Below are 20,798 nucleotides of genomic sequence, written 5' to 3' on the forward strand. Positions count from 1 at the left end.
ATCAACATTTACGCCGACAACTCACGCAGGGCAGCGGCAGCCAAAAAGCCAGACCTTGAGCTGTACCGCTGATCCCGTCTGACTGTTTGATCGATACGCTCAAGCAACTGCTCAGGCAGCGTGGCATTGAAGCGCACCGACTTGCCGAAGTAAGGCGTGATATCAAATTCAACCACCCCCCACACGCCGCCCGCGTAATCAGGGTTATCAAGATGAGCGTCGATCTCATGCACCTGCGGCAGCGGATCGCCATCAGCCACCAGGCCTTCGTAGTGCAACGACAACGCTTCCTTCACGTTTTCAAATGCCTGCGCCACAGTACCGCCTGCGGAGAAGCAACCCGGCACGTCCGGGATAATTACTCCGTATTCTGAGTCGGCATCCTTGTGCAGAACGACCGGGAATTTCATTTTCGGTGAATCCCTTTTCCAGCAAGTTGATGCGGCGAACTATAGGCAAAAACGCAGCACCAATACCCACAACACACATCCTGAAACGATCTGTGGAACCGCGGCTACTGCGCCCCCGCAAACACTTCCCCCAGCCAATCCACAAACACCCGAACCCGTGGCGACATGTGTCGGTTGTGCGGATACAACACCGAAACCGGCATCGGCGGTGGTGGCGTGTCGATCAGGACTTCCTGCACCAAGCCTTGGGAAATCTGCGTGTCCATTCGGTAATGCGGGCACTGGATCAGGCCCAGCCCGGCAATCGCCGACGCCGCATAAATTTCCGCGCCGAATACTGAAAGCGCGCCATCGATAGCCACTTCCTTCAGTTCGCCATCCACCATGAATTCGAACGGAAACAACTTGGCAGTCGTGCGCGAGACGTAGTTCACGGCACGATGATGTTTCAGATCGTCGAGGCTTTTCGGTTCGCCGTATTTGCGCAGGTACGCGGGGCTGGCGCAGGTGATTTGGCGCAAGTTGGCGACGCGGCGGCCGATCAGCGCGGAGTCGCCCAAGGTGCCGGCGCGCAGCACGCAGTCGACGCCTTCAGCGATCAGGTCGACAAAGCGGTCGGCCTCGCTGATGGACAGTTCGATGTCCGGGTAGCGCGCCATGAACTGCGGCAACGCCGGGATAACGAAGTGCTTGGCCAGCGTGCCATGCAAATCCACGCGCAACCGGCCCTTCGGTGCGACGCTACGGAATGCCAGTTCGGCTTCTTCCAGCTCCGCCAGCAGCTGCACGCAACGCAGGTAGTACGCCTCGCCATCCAGCGTAGGTCGCACCTTGCGGGTGCTTCGCTCCAGTAAACGCGTCCCGAGCCAGGCTTCGAATTGATTCAGCGTGTGGGTCAGCGTCGCCCGCGGCAGGTTCAGGTCGTCGGCAGCCAGCGTGAAGCTGCTGCGCTCGTAGATGCGCACGAAAACCTTCATCGCTTTGACTTGATCCACGCGGGTCTCCTGGCGGTCGATTGTTGGCGATTATTGAACAGTCAAGGCAACTCTCGTGCATTTATCAGCCTGAGTAAACATGTGAATCTGGCTTCACCCCAAGCCATCAACTTCATAGGAATCACCGCCATGACTAACCCAACTTCAAAAGTTGCCATCGTGACCGGCGCCTCCCGCGGCATCGGCGCGGTGATCGCCAAACAACTGGCCAACCAAGGTTTCGCGGTCGCCATCAACTACGCCAGCAGTGCCACTGAAGCTTCAAAACTGGTCGTCGAATTGCGTCAGGCCGGCCACCAGGCCATAGCGATCAAGGCGGATGTAGCGAACGCCGACGACGTACGCCGGCTGTTCGACGAGACCGAAACGCAACTGGGCAAAGTCGATGTGCTGGTGAACAACGCCGGCATCCTTAAAGTCCTGCCGCTGGCGCAACACACGGATGAGCTGTTCGATCAGAACTTCAACATTCACGCTCGCGGCACGTTCAACACCCTGCGTGAAGCCGCCACTCGCCTGAACGCTGGCGGACGGATCATCAACTTCTCCAGCAGCACCGTCGGCATGAACCTGCCGGGCTACGCGGTATACATCGCCAGCAAAGCAGCGGTGGAATCCCTGACCCAGGTGTTCGCCAAGGAAATGCGCGGTCGCAACATCACCGTCAACGCCGTGGCCCCCGGTCCGGTGGCTACCGACCTGTTCCTGCACGGCAAGAGCGAAGAGCAGATCCAGACCTTCGCCAAGATGGCCCCGCTGGAACGTCTGGCTCAGCCAGAAGACATCGCCCGCGTTGTGTCTTTCCTGGTCGGTCCTGATGCGGCGTGGATCAACGGGCAAATCCTGCGCGTCAACGGCGGGCTGGTTTAACTATGCTCATTTGACACCGCAGCGCCCCTATCGCGAGCAGGCTCGCTCCCAGAGGATTGCGACGACCTTGTGGGAGCGAGCCTGCTCGCGAAGGCGGCCCCAAAAGCAACACACATTCGAAGGGCGGAACACACCATGCACACCACCATCATCATCACCTTCGGCCTGATCCTGCTGGCGCTGATGTTGTTCATCGGCGAAAAAATCGGCTTCAGCCAACAGACTCTGACCTACAGCTTCGTGGTCCTGTGGCTGGCGCTGACGTTGATCAACGGTGCCGTTGGCATGGTCACGGCCGGCCAGTCACTGAGTTCGGAACTGATGATCGGCACGGTGGTGTTCAGTGTGCCGGTGGCGGCGCTGGTGCTGTACATGGTGTTAAGCGCCGAGACCTGAAAAGGCCCGGCGCCATCGGTTCTCGATCAACGCACCAAATGCAGGAACTGCAGGTGCCGCTCGTACTGATCAAGGATGTCGTTGATGATCTGTTCCTTGGTGTAACCCACCAGATCGTAGTCCTGACTGCCTTCGCTCAAATGCACTTCGGCCCGGTAATAACGACGGTTGTTGAGTTCCTTGGAACCCATGCCGCCACGGGCGAAGGACGGCGTGAAGTAGCCGCGCATCTGCACCTGATAGATGAACGGACGCTCCTCGCCATGACCGATTTCCAGGCTGACGTTGTCGTTGGTCGGGTCCGGCTGAGTGACCACCTTCAACCCCTTCTCGACGAACACCGCCGAGACTTCTTCAATCGCCGGGCGCACCGTCGTATCGAGGAAGCGATAGACCTCATCCCGTGACGGGAAATGCACGGCCTGACTCAGGCGTTGACGCCAGCCGCCACGCCGCGATCCGGACACCGGCGCCAGCGAATGCAGTTGCGCGATCTGCTTCTGCGACTCCAGGTAGAACGCCTTGTGCAGCCCCCACATCATCAGCAGCAAGATCATCGAGAACGGCAACGAGGTCAGCACCACCGCTGACTTCAGCGCATCGATGCTGCCGGAGAACAGCAGCGCACTGGTCACCAGCGCGGTCATCGCGCCCCAGAACACTCGCAGCCATTTCGGCCCGTCTTCATCGGGATTTCCGCCCTTGGCGGACAGCGTCGACAGCACCACGGTGCCGGAATCGGCAGACGTCACGAAGAACACGAAGCTGATGAACACCGTGACCGCGATGACGGTTTTGCTCCACGGATAGGTTTCCAGCAGCAGGTAGAGGGTCATCGATGGGTTTTCGATGGCCGACATGCCGAGCGCGCTCATGCCATGGTTGAGGACTTGATCGATGGCGCTGTTGCCGAAGATCGACATCCACGCGAGGGTGAAGCCGAGCGGAATCAACAGCACGCCGAAGACGAATTCGCGGATGGTCCGGCCACGGGAAATCCGTGCGATGAACAGGCCCACGAACGGCGACCATGCAATCCACCAGGCCCAATAGAACACCGTCCAGCCGCCCAGCCAGTCACTGGGTTTGTCGTAGGCGTAGAGGTCGAAACTCTTCATCGGCAAGGCGCCGAGGTAGTCGCCGATGTTCTGGATCAGAGTGTTGAGCAGGTGCTGGGTCGGGCCGGCGAACAACACGAACAGCAGCAGCGCGCAGGCCAGCAGCATGTTGATGTCGGACATCACGCGCACGCCTTTATCGACACCAGACACGGCAACGATGATCGCCGCGCCCATCATCAGCGTGATCAGGCCGACCTGAATCCACTGGGTGTGGGCGATGCCGAACAAGTAGTCCAGACCCGAGTTGAGGTGCAACACGCCAAAGCCCATGTCGGCGCCGAGGCCGAACACCGTGGCGATAATGCCGAAGCCGTCCACCGCGTAACCGATGGGGCCGTTGATGCGCTTGCCGATCAGCGGATAGAGCGCCGAACGCAGGGCCAGTGGCAGGTTATGTCGATAAGCGAAGTAGGCCAGCGCCATGCCGACAAAGGCGAACACACCCCAGCCGTGCAGGCCCCAGTGCAGAAACAGAATCTGCATCGCCTGACGCGCGGCATCCGCCGTGCCGGCCTCGCCTTGCGGGGGTTGCGCCAAATGGGTCAGCGGTTCGGACACGCAAAAGAAGAACAGCGTGATGCTGATCCCGGCGGCGAACAGCATGCCGGCCCAGGACAGGTAGCTGAATTCGGGTTCGTCGTGGTCGGCACCGAGCTTGATCTTGCCGTAGCCGGACAAGGCGGTGACCACCACGAAGACCAGATACAGGGTCATCGCGAGCATGTAGTACCAGCCGACCGTGTTGGCCGCCCAGTTTTGCGCTTCCAGAAGCCAGGCGCCGGCCTGTTCAGGCATGGCGATGACGATGATGCCGAACAACAAAATGAACGTCGCCGAGAAGTAAAACACCGGCGGATTCATGCGGACCTGACCGCTTGCAGGGGTGGGCGATGCACTCATGAAAGGTGCACCTCAAGGGGGTGAAACAGGGCAATCAATAACGGACTCGGCAAAGGCAAGCCTCCTGTTGTGAGCGGGCAGCAAACCGGCGGTTTAACTTGAATGAGCGTTCAAGTTAAACATGAATAGCGTGCTAAGGACTAATCGCAAGGCTCGGCGGTGCTGTTCGTACGCTAGCTCAAGGATGGGTATGACGTGGGGTTTGGGGGATTTTGTAGGAGCTGTCGAGTGAAACGAGGCTGCGATCTTTTGATCTTGCTCTTTAAAAACAACATCAAAAGATCGCAGCCTCGTTTCACTCGACAGCTCCTACAGCCAGCGAAGACTGTTTATCTGTCACAAAAGCCGGGGGGTTACTTCTGCGTCCCGTCATCATGCTGCAGATTCGCCTGAGTCAGGTTGCTCCCCGCCGGCACGCTGCGGGTCAGCCAGACATTGCCGCCAATGGTCGAACCCTTGCCGATGGTAATTCGCCCCAGAATCGTCGCACCGGCATAGATCACCACGTCATCCTCGACAATCGGATGTCGCGGCTGCCCCTTCTGCAACTGACCGTCTTCATCCGCCGGGAAGCGCTTGGCGCCCAACGTCACGGCCTGATAAATCCGCACGCGCTCGCCAATGATGGCGGTCTCGCCGATCACCACACCCGTCCCGTGATCAATGAAGAAGCTGCGACCAATCTGCGCGCCAGGGTGAATGTCGATGCCGGTGGCCGAGTGGGCGATTTCCGCGCTGATCCGTGCCAGCAGCGGCAATCCGGCGCGGTACAAATGGTGGGCCAGACGATGGTGAATCACCGCCAGAATCCCCGGATAGCACAGCAACACTTCATCGACACTGCGAGCCGCCGGATCGCCGTGATAGGCCGCCAGCACGTCGGTGTCGAGCAGACTGCGCAGCCCCGGCAATGCGAGGGCGAAGTCCTGAATGATCTGAATCGTTTTGGCCTCGACTTCGGTGTCGGCCTGGGCACTGTGGCGAGCGGCGTAGCGCAATTCGAGTCGCGCCTGAGCCAGCAACGCGTTCAACGCAACGTCCAGCGTGTGGCCGACGTAGAAGTCTTCACTCTCCTCGCGCAAATCCACCGGGCCGAGGCGCATCGGGAACAACGCGCCGCAGAGGGCTTCGAGAATCTCTGCCATGGCCGCTCGGGAAGGCAACTCGCGACCGCCCTGTTCGGTGCTGGCGCGGCCATTTTGTACCCGCCACTGATCACGCGCGGTGCGCAATTGACTGACGATGGTCTGCAGTTGCCAATGACTGGAACGCTCGCTCACGGTAAAAACTCCTCACGGGCGGCCGGACTGTCTGGCCGCGTTAACCGCGATTACTTTACGGCATGGTCTGGAAGCCAAATTAAGAACCGATTGTGCTGTGCTCAGCACTTTTTGGCATAAGGCCGATTGGCAGTTGCCCCGCTAAATAGCCGTGCCTATAGTCCTGTCATCTCCCTCCGCCAGTACGGACCCCATGATCAAACAACAGCTTGCCCGCTTTAGCCGTCTCGACCTGCTCGGTCATCCTACCGCCCTGGAAAAACTCGAACGCCTGTCGACCTGGCTGGGCCGCGACGTGTACGTCAAGCGTGATGACCTGACGCCGCTGGCGATGGGCGGCAACAAGTTGCGCAAACTTGAATACCTGGCGGCCGATGCACTGGCACAAGGCGCCGACACCTTGATCACCGCTGGCGCGCTTCAGTCCAACCACGTGCGCCAGACTGCCGCCATTGCGGCCAAGCTTGGCCTGGGCTGCGTAGCCTTGCTGGAAAACCCTCTCGGCACCGACGACGCTAACTATGTCGGCAACGGCAATCGGCTGTTGCTGGACCTGTTCGACGCCAAGGTTGAGTTGGTGGAAAACCTCGACAACGCCGACGAACAACTACAGGCCCTGGCCGACCGTCTACGCAACAACGGCAAGAAGCCGTATCTGGTGCCAATTGGTGGTTCGAATGCATTGGGCGCTTTGGGTTATGTGCGTGCCGGGCTGGAATTGGCCGAGCAGATCAAGGACACCGGGCTGACATTCGCCGCCGTGGTTCTGGCTTCGGGCAGCGCCGGGACCCATAGCGGCCTGGCGTTGGCGTTGAGTGAAGCACTGCCGGATTTGCCAGTGATTGGTGTCACGGTTTCTCGCAGCGAAGAAGACCAACGCCCGAAAGTCCAAGGTCTGGCCGAGCGCACTGCCGAGCTGCTGGGCGTGAGCCTGCCAGCGAGTTTCAAGGTCGAGTTGTGGGACGAGTATTTCGGCCCGCGCTACGGCGAACCGAATGCCGGGACGTTGGCCGCCGTGAAGCTGGTGGCGAGTCAGGAAGGTTTGCTGCTGGACCCGGTTTACACCGGCAAGGCCATGGCGGGATTGCTCGATGGCATCGGCCGCCAGCGCTTCAATGATGGCCCGATCATCTTCCTGCACACCGGTGGGGCGCCGGCACTGTTTGCCTACAAAGACTTTTTGTAGCCGATCACTTAGCTCAAAAAAGAATAACAAAGTTGATATTTATTATTTTCCTATCTAAAAGCGTCGTCATATAGTCACGCCGCAGGCGAATTTGCAGCGAGACGCATACGATGCTTTAGGGCAGGATATTGCAGTCGTTCAAATCCCGAATTTGCCAACATTCCTAAAAGCGTCTTCATAAGAAAACACAGGGGCTTGTCATGAATTTTTCCGCACTACGACGAAATCTGCTGGTAGGTTCGCTGGGCCTGGCGCTGAGCGCCGGTCTGCTGGGGCAAGCGGTTGCCGGTGAGCAGCTGCAAAAAATCAAAGACGCTGGCGTGATCAACGTTGGCCTGGAAGGCACTTACCCACCGTTCAGTTTCGTCGACGCCGACGGCAAACTGGCCGGCTTCGAAGTCGAGTTTTCCGAAGCCCTGGCCAAAGAGCTGGGCGTGAAGGTCAAACTGCAGCCGACCAAATGGGACGGCATCCTCGCAGCCCTGGAATCCAAGCGTCTGGACGCCGTGATCAACCAGGTGACCATCTCCGAAGAGCGCAAGAAGAAGTATGACTTCTCCGAGCCGTACACCGTTTCCGGGATTCAGGCGCTGGTGCTGACCAAGAAGGCTGCGGAGCTGAACATCAAGTCTGCCGCCGATCTGGCCGGCAAAAAAGTCGGTGTAGGCCTGGGCACCAACTACGAGCAGTGGCTCAAGGACAATCAGCCAAAAGCCATCATCAAGACCTATGACGATGATCCGACCAAGTTCCAGGATCTGCGCGTTGGCCGCATCGACGCCATTCTGATCGACCGCCTCGCCGCACTGGAATACGCCAAGAAGGCCAAGGACACCACCGCCGCCGGCGAAGCGTTCTCCCGCCAGGAAGCCGGTGTCGCCCTGCGCAAAGGCGAGCCTGAATTGCTGGCAGCAGTGAACAAGGCCATCGACAAGCTGCGTGCCGACGGTACGCTGAAAAAGCTTTCGGAAAAATACTTCAGCGCTGACGTCACTAAATAATGGAAGAAGCTTTCCAACTCGCGCTGGATTCCGCGCCCTTCCTGCTGAAGGGCGCGTACTACACAGTGATCTTGAGCCTGGGCGGGATGTTCTTTGGCCTGGTGATGGGCTTCGGCCTGGCATTGATGCGCCTGTCGCGCTTCAAACTGGTGAGCTGGATCGCGCGCATCTACGTGTCGTTCTTTCGCGGCACGCCGTTGCTGGTGCAACTGTTCGTGATCTATTACGGCTTGCCGCAATTGGGCATCGAACTTGATCCGCTGCCGGCGGCCCTGATCGGCTTCTCGCTGAACATGGCGGCCTATGCCTGCGAAATCCTCCGCGCCGCGATCAGCTCCATCGAGCGCGGTCAGTGGGAAGCCGCCGCGAGTATCGGCATGACCCGCGCGCAGACGCTGCGCCGGGCCATCCTGCCGCAAGCGATGCGCACGGCTCTGCCACCGCTGGGCAACAGCTTCATTTCGCTTGTGAAGGACACCGCGCTGGCAGCCACTATCCAGGTGCCGGAACTGTTCCGTCAGGCGCAGCTGATTACCGCCCGTACCTTTGAAATTTTCACCATGTACCTTGCCGCCGCGCTGATCTACTGGGTTCTGGCCACGGTGCTTTCGCACCTGCAGAACCAGTTGGAAGCACGGGTCAATCGGCACGACCTGGAGTCCTGACCCAATGATTGTCGTGGAAAAACTGACAAAGCAGTTCAAGGGTCAAGTGGTGCTCAACGGCATCGATCTGGAAGTGAAGGAAGGCGAGGTGGTGGCGATCATCGGGCCTAGCGGCTCGGGTAAAACCACGTTTCTGCGCTGCCTGAATTTCCTGGAAGAACCCACCAGCGGCCGGATCAAGGTCGGTGACATCGAGATCGATGGCAGCCGTCCGCTGAACCAGCAGCAAGGCCTGGTGCGACGTTTGCGCCAGCACGTGGGTTTCGTGTTCCAGAACTTCAACCTGTTCCCTCATCGCACCGCCCTGGAAAACGTTATCGAAGGCCCGATCATCGTAAAGAAGATCCCGCACGCCGAAGCCGTTGCCCTGGGTAAAAAGCTGATGGCCAGGGTCGGCCTGGCGGGCAAGGAAGACGCGTACCCGCGCCGCCTTTCCGGTGGTCAGCAACAACGTGTGGCGATTGCCCGCGCGCTGGCGATGGAGCCGGAAGTGATTCTGTTCGACGAACCCACCTCAGCCCTCGACCCGGAGTTGGTGGGTGAAGTGCTGGCGACCATCCGCAGCCTCGCCGAAGAGCGACGCACCATGGTCATCGTCACCCACGAAATGGGCTTTGCCCGGGACGTGGCGAACCGCGTGGTGTTTTTCGACAAGGGTGTGATCGTCGAACAAGGCGAAGCCAAGGCCCTGTTTGCCCATCCGAAAGAAGAGCGGACGAAGCAGTTTCTCAGCAAGTTCCTGAATAACGATCACCCCTGAAACATTGCTTCACTACTTGTTAACTTCCATGGACGGAAGTGACAACTACCGCCACCAATAAATCTCTCGATATATCCCCCTCGTTTATTCACTCATCCAAACAATAGATAATTTTTTACAGCTGCGTGCGGTGCATATATATGTCCTGCAACAGAATAACCCCGCCTAAAATTCGCCAAACCCAGCACCTTCAGCGAACCGGCCTTCCCCGTCAGCAACGCGCTGAAAGCCCATAAAACAAGGTCAAGTTCGACAGGGCGGTGTAGCTTATTAACTTCAATGCGTAGGATTTTTCTGAATAACACTAGATCCAACACTTAACTAGCCAACTCTATTGACACCTATTCAAGCGCACTCTTATCTAGTCTCCAACAGGCGTTTAATCTCGCACTCATTCACTATTTAATTTCACACACAGTGAACAGTTTTGTTGCTCGGTAATTCACGCCTTTCGAACTTTCAGAAACGGACTTTCGCTGCAAGGCTTCAAGGAGAAACCTCATGACAAGCACTTCGAACAAACCCGAACTTGCGGCCCCGACCCTGGTGCAATCTCACAAGACCTGCATCAACATCACCTCGGCGGCGCACCTGCTGATCGATGTGGCGCCCTACTCCGGCATGGACGAAGCCGACCTGATCGAACTGTTCTGGGATAACTGCTACGTGGCCTCCAGAGTGCTGACGGCTAACGATGTCGGTCAACCGGTCCAACTGCGTGTACCCGAGAGCTTCATCGCCAATGGCACCTCGCGCGTTCACTACCTGATCATGCAGATCGGGCAAGGGCCAACCCTTTCAGCCGCCAGACGGGTGCAGATCAAACTCGACTGCCCCGGCGGCCAACCGTCTGCGTTGTGCGGCGATGAAAACCAGAGCCTGGAGCCCGTGAACATCCCCGAGACCATTCGCCGTCAGGGAGTCAATCCGAACCAGATCAAGCGCGGGGTTCCGTTGACCATCGAGCCTTACCTGAACATGGCCGCCGACGACGAAATCACCCTGCGCTGGGGTGATGTGCGCATGGACCTGCCACGACTCAAGGCCGGCGATGTCGGCCAGCCGATCCAGGTCTGGGTGCCGCCGGCGATCATTCTCGAAGCCGGCGAAGACCTGCGGCTGGAAGTGACTTACTGCATCCTCGACCGGGCGGGTAACAACTCCCGCTGGGCCCCCCCGCGCAGGCTGAAGATCGGTTGCGCCAATCCCTATCTGCAGGTCCGGCCGAAAGAAATGCTGATGGCCGCCGAACCCCACAAACACTGAAATCCGTGTAGCAGCTCGCTCCCACAGGGCTTCGTCAGCTGCTACATGAATCTGGCGCACCGTCTTCTATGCATATTCCTAAAAGTTAGTTTATTTAATTTTTATACACGCTTAGGGTATATGCACCGGACCACCGGACATTCTTGTTTTCGTTCGTCGCAACCATCGCGACGTTTCCATGAGATGTGAGGTAGGTATGGTCCGGAACACAATCACCCCAGTGCAGATCGCCAGGGCATTGCGTGCAGCCAAGGAGCGGCACTGATGTCCAGTCTGGCAGATGCAATCGTCCAGAGTGATCTGGACATCGCCCCCCTGTTGTTGCCCGCGCAGGTCTTGCGCAACGACGCACAAGCCATCAAGGCCGCCCATGAACTGGCGCAAGTCGCCCGTCTGCAAGCAGCCAAACGCGACCAGCAGCGCAAGCTGCCGTGGTCGGAAATCGAACAGTTCACCCGCAGCGGCCTGGGCAGCATTGCCATCCCGCGTGAGTACGGTGGCCCGCAGGTTTCGTTCGTCACCGTTGCCGAAGTCTTCGCGATCATTTCCGCGGCCGACCCGGCCTTGGGACAGATCCCGCAAAACCAGTTCGGCATTCTCAACCTGGTGCTCGGCAGCGCCACCGAATCGCAAAAAAAGCAGCTGTTCAAAAGCGTCCTCGACGGCTGGCGGATCGGTAACGCGGGCCCGGAGCGCGGCACCAAAAACACCCTTGAACTCAAGGCCCGAATCACCGTCAGCGGCGACGGCTTCGTCCTCAACGGGCAGAAGTTCTATTCGACCGGCGCCCTGTTCGCCCATTGGGTCGCCGTCAAGGCGCTGAACGACGATGGCAAGCAGGTTCTGGCCTTCGTTCGTCGCGGCACTCCTGGCCTGCGCATCGTGGATGACTGGTCGGGGTTCGGCCAACGCACCACCGCCAGCGGCACCATTTTGCTCAACAACGTGCAGGTCGACGCCGAGCTGGTGGTGGACAACTGGAAGATCAATGACAGCCCGAACATTCAGGGTGCCGTGTCGCAGCTGATTCAAGCAGCCATTGACGCCGGCATCGCCCGGGGCGCCATCGACGACGCCATCGCGTTCGTGAAAACCCGTGCACGGCCGTGGATCGACGCCAAGGTCGAACGGGCCAGCGACGACCTCTATGTGATCGCCGACATCGGCAAGCTGAAGATCGAACTGCACGCCGCCGAAGCGCTGCTGCGCAAGGCCGGGCAAGTGCTCGATCAGGTCAACGCCGCGCCGCTCACCGCAGAGTCTGCCGCCCGCGCTTCGATTGCCGTGGCCGAAGCCAAAGTGCTGACCACCGAGATCTCGCTGCTGGCCAGCGAAAAGCTTTTCGAACTGGCCGGCAGCCGCGCCACCCTCGCCGAATTCAACCTCGACCGCCATTGGCGCAACGCTCGCGTGCACACGCTGCACGACCCGGTGCGCTGGAAGTATCACGCCGTCGGCACCTATCACCTGAACGGCACGCTGCCCGCACGGCACTCCTGGATCTAACGACCAGAACACTTTTGACCAGATCTCTGGAGAAACACATGACTCTTTCTCACCACGTCGCGGTCATAACCAGCGATGAGCAAGCCCTGATCATCGCCAGTGACCTGGCCGAAGATTTCAAACGCGACAGCGCCCTGCGCGATCGCGAACGCCGTTTGCCACACCCGGAACTGGAAGTGTTTTCCCGCTCGGGTCTTTGGGGCATCAGCGTGCCAAAAGAATACGGCGGCGCCGGGGTTTCCAACGTCACCCTGGCCAAGGTGATCGCGCTGATCGCCCAAGCTGACGGTTCCCTCGGCCAGATTCCGCAGAACCACTTCTACGCGCTCGAAGTGTTGCGTGTGAATGGCAGCGAAGAGCAGAAGAAGCGCCTGTACGCGGAAGTACTGGCCGGCCAACGCTTCGGCAATGCCCTCGCGGAACTCGGCACCAAAACTGCCCATGACCGCGTCACCAGTCTGACCCCTGATCTGCATGGAGAACGTGACGGCTATCGCATCAACGGCCGCAAGTTCTACGCCACTGGGGCGATTTATGCCCAGCGCATTCCGACGTCGGTCGTGGATGAAAACGGCGTGCAGCAACTCGCTTTCGTCCCTCGTAACGCCAAGGGTCTGACAGTGATCGACGACTGGAGCGGCTTCGGCCAGCGCACCACCGGCAGCGGTTCGGTGGTGTTTGAAGACGTTTACGTCGCCGCCGAGGACGTGATCCCGTTTCAGAGCGCGTTCGAGCGCCCGACCACCGTCGGCCCGCTGGCGCAGATTCTTCACGCCGCTATCGACACCGGTATCGCCCGCGCCGCCTATGAAGATGCGTTGCACTTCGTGCGCACCAAAACCCGTCCGTGGATCGATTCCGGCAACGACAAAGCCACCGAAGACCCACTGACCATCAAGAGCTTCGGCCACTTGAGCATTCGTCTGCACGCCGCCGAAGCCTTGCTGGAACGCTCCGGCGAATTCCTCGACAAGGCTCAGGCCAGGACCAACGCCGAGACCGTCGCCGCCGCGTCGATTGCCGTCGCCGAAGCCCGCGCCATCAGCACCGAGATTTCCCTCGTCGCTGGCAGCACGCTGTTTGAACTGGCCGGCAGCCAGGCAACCCTGATCGAACATGGTCTGGATCGCCACTGGCGCAACGCTCGGGTGCACACCCTGCACGACCCGGTGCGCTGGAAGTATCACGCCATCGGCAATTACTACCTCAACGATGAAAACCCGCCACTGCGGGGGACCATCTGATGGCCGATGCCAAAAAGAAGATCCTGCTCAACGCGTTCAACATGAACTGCATCGGGCACATCAACCATGGTCTGTGGACGCATCCACGGGACACTTCAACCCAGTACAAAACGATCGAATACTGGACCGAACTGGCGCAATTGCTGGAGCGCGGACTGTTCGACGGGTTGTTCATCGCTGACATCGTCGGGGTTTACGACGTCTATCAAAACTCGGTGGATGTGCCGCTCAAAGAGTCGATTCAACTTCCAGTCAACGACCCGCTGCTGCTGGTTTCGGCCATGGCCGCAGTCACCAAAAACCTTGGCTTCGGCCTCACCGCCAACCTGACGTACGAACCGCCGTATCTGTTCGCCCGACGCATGTCCACGCTCGATCACCTGAGTCGCGGCCGGGTCGGCTGGAACATCGTCACTGGCTACCTCGACAGCGCCGCCAAAGCCATGGGTTTGAGCGAACAGGTGGAACACGACCGTCGTTACGACCAGGCCGATGAATACCTGCAAGTGCTCTACAAACTTTGGGAAGGCAGCTGGGAAAACGGCGCGGTGCTTAACGATCCGCAGCAGCGGATCTACGCGCAGCCCGAGAAAGTGCACAAGGTCGAGCACAAGGGCGAGTTCTATCAGGTCGAGGGTTATCACCTCTGCGAACCCTCGCCGCAGCGCACACCGGTGCTGTTCCAGGCCGGCAGTTCGGATCGCGGATTGCTGTTCGCCGGGCGACATGCCGAATGCGTGTTCATCAGCGGCCAGAACAAACCATCGACCAAGGTTCAAGTGGACAAGGTGCGCGCCAGTGCCGTCGAGGCCGGGCGCAACCCTGAGGACATCAAGGTGTTCATGGGGCTGAACGTGATTGTCGGCGCCACCGAAGAGCTGGCCTGGGCCAAGCACGCCGAGTACTTGAGCTACGCCAGTGCCGAGGCCGGCGTGGCGCATTTCTCGGCCTCCACCGGGATCGATTTTTCCGAATACGCCATCGACGAACCGATCCAGTACGTGAAGAGCAACGCGATCCAGTCCGCTACCAAGAACCTGCAAAACAACGACTGGACCCGCCGCAAATTACTCGAGCAACACGCACTTGGTGGTCGCTACATCACGGTGGTTGGTTCGCCTGAGCAAGTCGCCGATGAGCTGGAGTCGTGGATCGCGCAAACCGGTCTGGATGGCTTCAACCTGACTCGGATTGTCACGCCGGAAAGCTATGTGGATTTCATCGACTTGGTGATTCCGGAGTTGCAACGGCGCGGGTCGTACAAGACCGCTTACGACAGCGGCAGCCTGCGAGAAAAACTGTTTCACGGCGAGGCGCATTTACCTGAGCAACACACTGGCTCGGCCTACCGGCGCTAAAAGCTTCGCGAGCAGGCTCGCTCCCACAGGGATTGTGCGACCACTAAAGATCCACTGTGGGAGCGAGCCTGCTCGCGAAGAGGCCCGACCAAACACCACACATTTAATGCACTGACTGGAATAACCATCATGACCAAGAAACTCTTAACTCACCCAGTCAAAGCACTGGCCCTGGCCCTCGGCCTTTTCAGCTCCATCACCTTCGCCGCCGATGCGCCGCTGAAGGTCGGCACCACCGCCGCGTTCGCCATTCCCCTGGAAGCTGCCGTCGAAGAAGCCAAGAAACAAGGCCTGCAAGTCGACCTGGTGGAGTTCAGCGACTGGATCGCACCCAACGTCAGCCTCGCTGCCGGCGACATCGACGTGAACTACTTCCAGCACGTCCCGTTCCTGGAAAACGCCAAGGCCGCCGCCGGTTTTGACCTCGTGCCGTTCGCGCCGGGGATCATCAACAACGTCGGCCTCTACTCGAAGAAATACAAAAGCTTCGACGAGCTCCCGGAAGGCGCCAGCGTGGCGATCGCCAATGACCCGATCAACAGCGGTCGTGGTTTGCAACTGTTGGCCAAGGCCGGGCTGATCACGCTCAAACCCGGCGTTGGCTACAAAGCCACCGAAGAAGACATCATCGCCAATCCGAAGAAGATCAAAATCCTGCAGGTCGAAGCCGTGCAACTGGTACGCGCCTATGACGACGCCGATCTGGTCCAGGGTTACCCGGCCTACATCCGCTTGTCGAAGACCTTCGATGCCGGCTCCGCCCTGCTGTTCGATGGCCTCGATCACAAGGAATACGTGATTCAGTTCGTGATCCAGCCGAAAAGCAAAACCGACCCGCGCCTGATCAAATTCGTCGACATCTACCAGCATTCGCCGGCCGTTCGTGCCGCGCTGGATAAAGCCCACGGCAAGCTCTACCAAGCCGGTTGGGAAAGCTGAATATGACGGCAGCCACTCAACTGCGACTGGAAACTCCAGAGCCCCACAACGCTATACAAACCGAACTGCACCCAGACCTGAACCGCGCTCACGTGCGCTTCATCGGTCTGGGCAAAACCTACAACGGTCAACAAGGCCCGGTCGCGGCGCTGCACGGCATCGACCTGGCGATCCAGCGCGGTGAAGTGTTCGGCATCATCGGCCGCAGCGGCGCCGGCAAGTCGTCGCTGATCCGCACCATCAACCGCCTGGAGCAACCGAGCACGGGCCGCGTGCTGATCGATCAGGTCGACATCGGCGAGTTCGATGAAGACCGCCTGGTGGCGCTGCGTCGGCGCATCGGCATGATCTTCCAGCACTTCAACCTGATGTCGGCCAAGACGGTTTGGCAGAACGTCGAATTGCCGTTGAAAGTCGCAGGTGTGCCAAAGGAAAAACGCGAGCAGAAAGTCCGAGAATTGCTGGAACTGGTGGGCCTGCAAGAGAAGCACAAGGCCTACCCGGCGCAGCTTTCCGGCGGGCAGAAACAGCGCGTCGGCATCGCCCGCGCCTTGGTGCATGACCCGGCGATTCTGCTGTGCGACGAAGCCACTTCGGCGCTGGACCCGGAGACCACGCAATCAATCCTCGGCCTGCTGCGCGAGATCAATCAGCGCCTGGGCCTGACCATCGTGCTGATCACCCACGAGATGGCGGTGATCCGCGATATCTGTGATCGAGTCGTGGTGTTGGAACACGGACGAATCGTCGAGCAAGGCCCGGTCTGGGAAGTTTTTGGCAACCCGCAGCACGAGGTCAGCAAAACCTTGCTGGCGCCGTTGCAACACGGTTTGCCGGAAGAACTGCAAAGCCGCTTGCAGGCACATCCACAGTCCTCGGACGCCGCTGTTGTGCTGCGCTTGCAGTTCACCGGCAGCGCCAGCGACGAGCCCGACTTGGCCGCGTTGTTCAGTGCCCTCGGCGGTCGCGTGCGCTTGCTGCAAGGCGGCGTGGAACGGATTCAGGGCCATGCCCTCGGGCAATTGCTGTTGGCGGTGACCGGTTCGTCCCTCGGCGCAGAGGAATTGCGTCAACGCGCCGGCAACTGGGCGCAACAGGTGGAGGTGCTGGGTTATGTGGTTTGATCGCTTGCTGCAGGGCTTCATCGACACCTTCCTGATGGTCGGCGTGTCGTCATTGATCGCACTGCTGGCGGGCATTCCGCTGGCGGTGATTCTGGTCACCAGCTCCAAGGGCGGAATCTATGAAGCACCGGCGCTGAACCGTGCGTTGGGCGCGTTCGTGAACCTGTTCCGCTCGATTCCGTTTCTGATTTTGATGGTGGCGCTGATTCCGTTTACCCGGCTGATCGTCGGCACCACGTACGGCGTTTGGGCGGCCGTGGTACCACTGACCATCGCCGCTACACCGTTCTTTGCGCGCATTGCCGAAGTCAGTTTGCGTGAGGTTGATCACGGGTTGATAGAAGCGGCGCAGGCGATGGGTTGCCGGCGCTGGCATATCGTTTGGCATGTGTTGTTGCCTGAGGCGTTGCCGGGGATTGTCGGTGGTTTCACGATTACGTTGGTGACGATGATCAACTCGTCGGCCATGGCGGGCGCGATTGGTGCCGGCGGGTTGGGCGACATCGCTTATCGCTATGGGTATCAGCGCTTTGATAGCCAGATCATGTTGACGGTGATTGTGTTGCTGGTGGTGTTGGTGGCGGCGATTCAGTTGGGCGGGGATCGGTTGGCTCGGGGGCTCAATAAGCGTTGAGCCTGGCTGAAGTTATTGGTTGTCAGTGACACCGCTTTCGCGAGCAGGCTCGCTCCCACAATGATCGCGTCGTACACAAATCTTGTGTTCACTGCCGGTCCAGTGTGGGAGCGAGCCTGCTCGCGATGGCTGCGCAGCAGCCTTCTGCCTCATGGCGTATATTCGGCAAATCCCAATTGCCTGCGCAGCCGACCATGAAACAGACCCCTACCGACCTCGAGCAGATAACCTCCACCACCCTGGGCCATTACAACTCGGTGGCTGAAAGTTTTCGCGAAGGGACTCGCGATCATGATGTCAGCCAGAACATTGCTGCGCTGCTGCGGCATATTCAGGGTGAGGCGCCGTTCAACATTCTCGACTTTGGCTGTGGACCGGGTCGTGATTTGCAAACCTTCACGCGCATGGGCCACACCGCTGTCGGGCTTGATGGCTCGGAGAAGTTCGCGCAGATGGCGCGCGAAGACAGTGGTTGTGAAGTCTGGCAGCAAGATTTTCTGAAGCTGGATTTGCCGGCTGAGCGCTTTGACGGGATCTTCGCCAATGCGGTGTTGTTTCATATTCCGCGTCAGGAATTGCCTCGGGTGTTGAAGGAGTTGTGCGGGGCTTTGAAGCCGGGCGGAGTGTTGTTCAGTTCCAATCCGCGTGGCGAGAATCAGGAGGGGTGGAATGGGCCGCGTTATGGGGCGTACCACGATCTTGAGTCGTGGCAGCAATTGCTGACGGCGGCGGGGTTTGTGGAGTTGGAGCATTACTACCGGCCGGCGGGACTGCCGCGCGAGCAGCAGCCTTGGTTGGCGAGTGTTTGGCGTAAGCCGGCGTAGCCTGTCAGGACGCCTTCGCGAGCTCGCGAAGGTTTTCTAAGGTTGCACAGCGACTTGATAGGTTGCCACTGCGCCATTCGCGTCAAACGCGGTGATGCTTCGATCGGCCAGCTGTCGCCCATCAATCTCACGTTCGCGCACATCAAAATTCGCCACCAGCCTGGTGCCATCGGCGAACGTTGTCTGCTGTACCTGACGATCCTCAGTCAGCCAACGGAAATCTGTCATCGCCTGAGTCGCCAGACGCTCATGCAGCGGGCGGAAGAACACATCCTGACGCGCAATCACCGGTAACCGCTGCTTCAGCGTCGCCGCACTCAGGTGATACAGCGGCGGCACGTTGTAGAGCAATTGAGTCAGCTCATTCTCGGCGCGCACATTGCTCAACTTAAGGCTGTCGAACAGCCAATGATGGGTGGTGATCACCGAGCCATGGAACACCGCCTGATAAAGCGGCAAGCGCGTTTGCGGAGCAAAGTGAACCGTGCGGTAGGGTTCCTTGAGCGGCACGGTCTTGAAGAAAACCTGCGGCTGTTCATCAGGAAACCAGGGGCCCAGGTAATAGGGCGACTTCGGATTCTTGCTCATATCCGAATCACCCCAGCCAATCACCGGTGTCTGCATCCCATGGGCAAACAGAACACCTTGGGCCGTGGTGGCGTTGCCATCCTCGGAGCCGGTCGGTAGCTTCAACGTCTCGTTGACCCAGCGCGAGGCGGCGATGTTGCCCTCGGCATTTTGCATCTGAGTCATGGTCGCGCCCACACGGTAGCTGTCGAACAGCATCCCGGTGGCGTAGGCATCCAGAAACCAGCTATTGAACCCGGCTTTGCTCTGTACAGCCTTGATGCGCGCCTCAAGCAAGGGCCGAACACAACTCGGATCGGTGTAATGCCCCGATTGCTGAAACCCGCTTTTGAACGTCCCGGATTCCAACACGATCGCACATTCCTGATTGGCTCTGGAGCCCAGGTGCGCGGTGGTCCAGTCCGGGTTTTCAGTGATGGTCAGTGCCGTCTCATAGGAATCATAAGGCGCCACCAGGTAGCCTGCGGCAACACCTTGACGCACCGTTTCAGGGTGCCAGAGCCCCCCTTCCCAACCCTCGCCAAGGCCTAGCCATAATCGCGACAGGCCCGCAGCTTTCAGTTGTTCGATCGTCGTGGGTGACAAGGTATTGCCCCACCGTTCCGGTATTGCCGTCAAAGCATCGGCGAACGCCACTGCCAGTTCTGCACGTAACACGCCGTAGCCGTCAGCCAATTTTTGCATGTCCGGCTCGACCACAGACTGCCAGCCGCTGCGTGCCTTCTTGTTGAGCGCAGCATTGAGGCTGCGTAGCAACGTGACTTGCTGGTAACGATCAAGCGGTGGCTCAGCCCGGGCCAGTAACTGCGAGCTTTCAGCGTCAAAACCGGTACGTAACTCGCTGGCCAGTACGCCGTTACCGCGCAACCCTTTCAGCAAGGCTGGCCAGCTTCGAACATCGTCCGGTCCGAGCAGGTCGTTACCCCACAGATAAACATGGCTGGCGCCCAGGAGCTTTTTGGCTTCGGGAGTCTTCAGCAGTTTGTCGCTCAAGGTTTCGTATTGCCCGTTGTCGACCAACCATTTCCGATAGCGCTTGGCACCCGCCAACAGATCGACATCACCCAATGACAGCTTGAACGTTAGCGGTGCATTGGGCTCAAGGTAGGTGAATTGATGATGGACAGTCAGAGCAAGGGTGTTGTTGTTTTCGGCGCTGAAGATCAGGCGATTGTTGTAAGGATTGGTCATCAGCCAGTTCAGCGTGAAGCCACCGTGATCAACGCCCCACAGCGGCAAACTCAAGTCTTGGGTGGTATTGAACGCCCCCTGATCGAGCAGAAAGGTTTGCCACAGCGGATCACCGGCAGGCACGTAACGCCCCTCGGCCAGCGGCCAGATCAGTCCTTTGCCCATAGAACTGCCGGGCTGCTTTAGAAAGCTCAGCTCACCGGGATCACGGGCCGTGATGGACAGGGACAGGTCACGCTGATCGAGGGCGGCACTCAGCGTCCAGGCCCCGTCATCCCACTGCCAGTCCATGCGACTGGCGCTTTGCTTGAGGTTGCTGACCTTATACCCGGTGACGCCCGACGAGGCTTGCACTGGCGAATGTTGTGCGGGGATGACGCGGATCGCCAGCGTGGCGGGATCGAGTTCGACGCGCCACAGCGAATTTTCCAGCACGCTGCCGGCCAGCGTCGGGGGTGAACACAACAGAGCGCCGAGCAACAGCACATAGCGCAGACAATAGGTCATCGGTGACATCGAAGTCCCTCCTCCATTTGGAAA

The 20,798-nt window shown here is 59.3% G+C and carries 19 protein-coding genes; 14 read left to right on the forward strand and 5 right to left on the reverse strand.

What is annotated here, in order from left to right; all coding sequences use genetic code 11:
* Window positions 1–8: 8 nt before the first annotated feature.
* Complete coding sequence (locus ACMXYJ_RS00200) at window positions 9–410, reverse strand: type II toxin-antitoxin system HicB family antitoxin (RefSeq protein ID WP_033058464.1); 402 nt, start codon at window positions 408–410, stop codon at window positions 9–11.
* A 104-nt stretch (window positions 411–514) separates the two neighbouring features.
* A complete protein-coding gene (locus ACMXYJ_RS00205) occupies window positions 515–1,405 on the reverse strand; it encodes a LysR family transcriptional regulator (RefSeq protein ID WP_415758366.1) in 891 nt (296 codons plus the stop codon).
* Window positions 1,406–1,534: 129 nt separating this feature from the next.
* Between ACMXYJ_RS00205 and ACMXYJ_RS00210 the strand changes: the two genes are divergently transcribed.
* On the forward strand, window positions 1,535–2,275 hold the full coding sequence (locus tag ACMXYJ_RS00210; protein ID WP_415758367.1) for an SDR family oxidoreductase: 741 nt from the start codon (window positions 1,535–1,537) through the stop codon (window positions 2,273–2,275).
* A gap of 135 nt (window positions 2,276–2,410) precedes the next feature.
* Window positions 2,411–2,671, forward strand: a complete 261-nt coding sequence (locus ACMXYJ_RS00215; protein WP_415758368.1) for a hypothetical protein — start codon at window positions 2,411–2,413, stop codon at window positions 2,669–2,671.
* 26 nt (window positions 2,672–2,697) lie between these two features.
* Here ACMXYJ_RS00215 and betT read toward each other — a convergent pair whose 3' ends face one another.
* Both betT and epsC read right to left on the reverse strand, forming a co-directional pair.
* Window positions 2,698–4,653 carry a choline transporter BetT gene (gene betT, locus ACMXYJ_RS00220; RefSeq protein ID WP_415760836.1) on the reverse strand — a complete coding sequence of 652 codons (1,956 nt, stop codon included), beginning with the start codon at window positions 4,651–4,653 and terminating at the stop codon, window positions 2,698–2,700.
* Window positions 4,654–5,045: 392 nt separating this feature from the next.
* Complete coding sequence (gene epsC, locus ACMXYJ_RS00225) at window positions 5,046–5,972, reverse strand: serine O-acetyltransferase EpsC (protein WP_046045486.1); 927 nt, start codon at window positions 5,970–5,972, stop codon at window positions 5,046–5,048.
* A 193-nt stretch (window positions 5,973–6,165) separates the two neighbouring features.
* Here epsC and ACMXYJ_RS00230 point away from each other — a divergent pair, with 193 nt between their 5' ends.
* From ACMXYJ_RS00230 to ACMXYJ_RS00285, 12 genes are all read left to right on the forward strand, one after another.
* Window positions 6,166–7,158 (forward strand): D-cysteine desulfhydrase, encoded by a 993-nt coding sequence (locus tag ACMXYJ_RS00230; RefSeq protein ID WP_415758369.1) that lies wholly within the window; start codon window positions 6,166–6,168, stop codon window positions 7,156–7,158.
* A 200-nt stretch (window positions 7,159–7,358) separates the two neighbouring features.
* Window positions 7,359–8,159 (forward strand): cystine ABC transporter substrate-binding protein, encoded by an 801-nt coding sequence (gene tcyJ / locus ACMXYJ_RS00235; RefSeq protein WP_415758370.1) that lies wholly within the window; start codon window positions 7,359–7,361, stop codon window positions 8,157–8,159.
* On the forward strand, window positions 8,159–8,824 hold the full coding sequence (tcyL, locus tag ACMXYJ_RS00240) for a cystine ABC transporter permease (RefSeq protein WP_008148276.1): 666 nt from the start codon (window positions 8,159–8,161) through the stop codon (window positions 8,822–8,824). Before tcyJ ends, tcyL begins: the two co-directional genes overlap by 1 nt.
* 4 nt (window positions 8,825–8,828) lie before the next feature.
* Window positions 8,829–9,584, forward strand: a complete 756-nt coding sequence (gene tcyN, locus ACMXYJ_RS00245; protein ID WP_415758371.1) for an L-cystine ABC transporter ATP-binding protein TcyN — start codon at window positions 8,829–8,831, stop codon at window positions 9,582–9,584.
* A gap of 501 nt (window positions 9,585–10,085) precedes the next feature.
* Complete coding sequence (locus tag ACMXYJ_RS00250) at window positions 10,086–10,850, forward strand: hypothetical protein (protein WP_415758372.1); 765 nt, start codon at window positions 10,086–10,088, stop codon at window positions 10,848–10,850.
* Window positions 10,851–11,114: 264 nt separating this feature from the next.
* Entirely contained in the window at window positions 11,115–12,356 is a 1,242-nt protein-coding gene (locus tag ACMXYJ_RS00255; RefSeq protein WP_415758373.1) for an SfnB family sulfur acquisition oxidoreductase, read from the forward strand.
* A gap of 38 nt (window positions 12,357–12,394) precedes the next feature.
* A complete protein-coding gene (locus ACMXYJ_RS00260) occupies window positions 12,395–13,600 on the forward strand; it encodes an SfnB family sulfur acquisition oxidoreductase (protein ID WP_415758374.1) in 1,206 nt (401 codons plus the stop codon).
* Window positions 13,600–14,958, forward strand: a complete 1,359-nt coding sequence (locus ACMXYJ_RS00265) for an LLM class flavin-dependent oxidoreductase (protein ID WP_415758375.1) — start codon at window positions 13,600–13,602, stop codon at window positions 14,956–14,958. Before ACMXYJ_RS00260 ends, ACMXYJ_RS00265 begins: the two co-directional genes overlap by 1 nt.
* 129 nt (window positions 14,959–15,087) lie before the next feature.
* Window positions 15,088–15,897 carry a MetQ/NlpA family ABC transporter substrate-binding protein gene (locus ACMXYJ_RS00270; RefSeq protein ID WP_123367084.1) on the forward strand — a complete coding sequence of 270 codons (810 nt, stop codon included), beginning with the start codon at window positions 15,088–15,090 and terminating at the stop codon, window positions 15,895–15,897.
* 2 nt (window positions 15,898–15,899) lie between these two features.
* Complete coding sequence (locus ACMXYJ_RS00275; protein ID WP_150656850.1) at window positions 15,900–17,021, forward strand: methionine ABC transporter ATP-binding protein; 1,122 nt, start codon at window positions 15,900–15,902, stop codon at window positions 17,019–17,021.
* On the forward strand, window positions 17,011–17,655 hold the full coding sequence (locus ACMXYJ_RS00280; RefSeq protein ID WP_033058513.1) for a methionine ABC transporter permease: 645 nt from the start codon (window positions 17,011–17,013) through the stop codon (window positions 17,653–17,655). The genes ACMXYJ_RS00275 and ACMXYJ_RS00280 overlap by 11 nt, the downstream gene beginning before the upstream one ends.
* A gap of 194 nt (window positions 17,656–17,849) precedes the next feature.
* Window positions 17,850–18,479, forward strand: coding sequence for a class I SAM-dependent methyltransferase (locus ACMXYJ_RS00285; RefSeq protein WP_415758376.1), 630 nt, complete (start codon window positions 17,850–17,852; stop codon window positions 18,477–18,479).
* Window positions 18,480–18,515: 36 nt separating this feature from the next.
* On the opposite strand, the gene ACMXYJ_RS00290 is transcribed toward ACMXYJ_RS00285, so the two are convergent.
* Window positions 18,516–20,774: a glycoside hydrolase gene (locus ACMXYJ_RS00290; protein ID WP_415758377.1), complete on the reverse strand. Its 2,259-nt coding sequence runs from the start codon at window positions 20,772–20,774 to the stop codon at window positions 18,516–18,518.
* Window positions 20,775–20,798 lie beyond the last annotated feature (24 nt).

The organism is Pseudomonas arabinosi, from assembly GCF_047758675.1.
Classification (GTDB): Bacteria; Pseudomonadota; Gammaproteobacteria; order Pseudomonadales; family Pseudomonadaceae; genus Aquipseudomonas; species Aquipseudomonas arabinosi.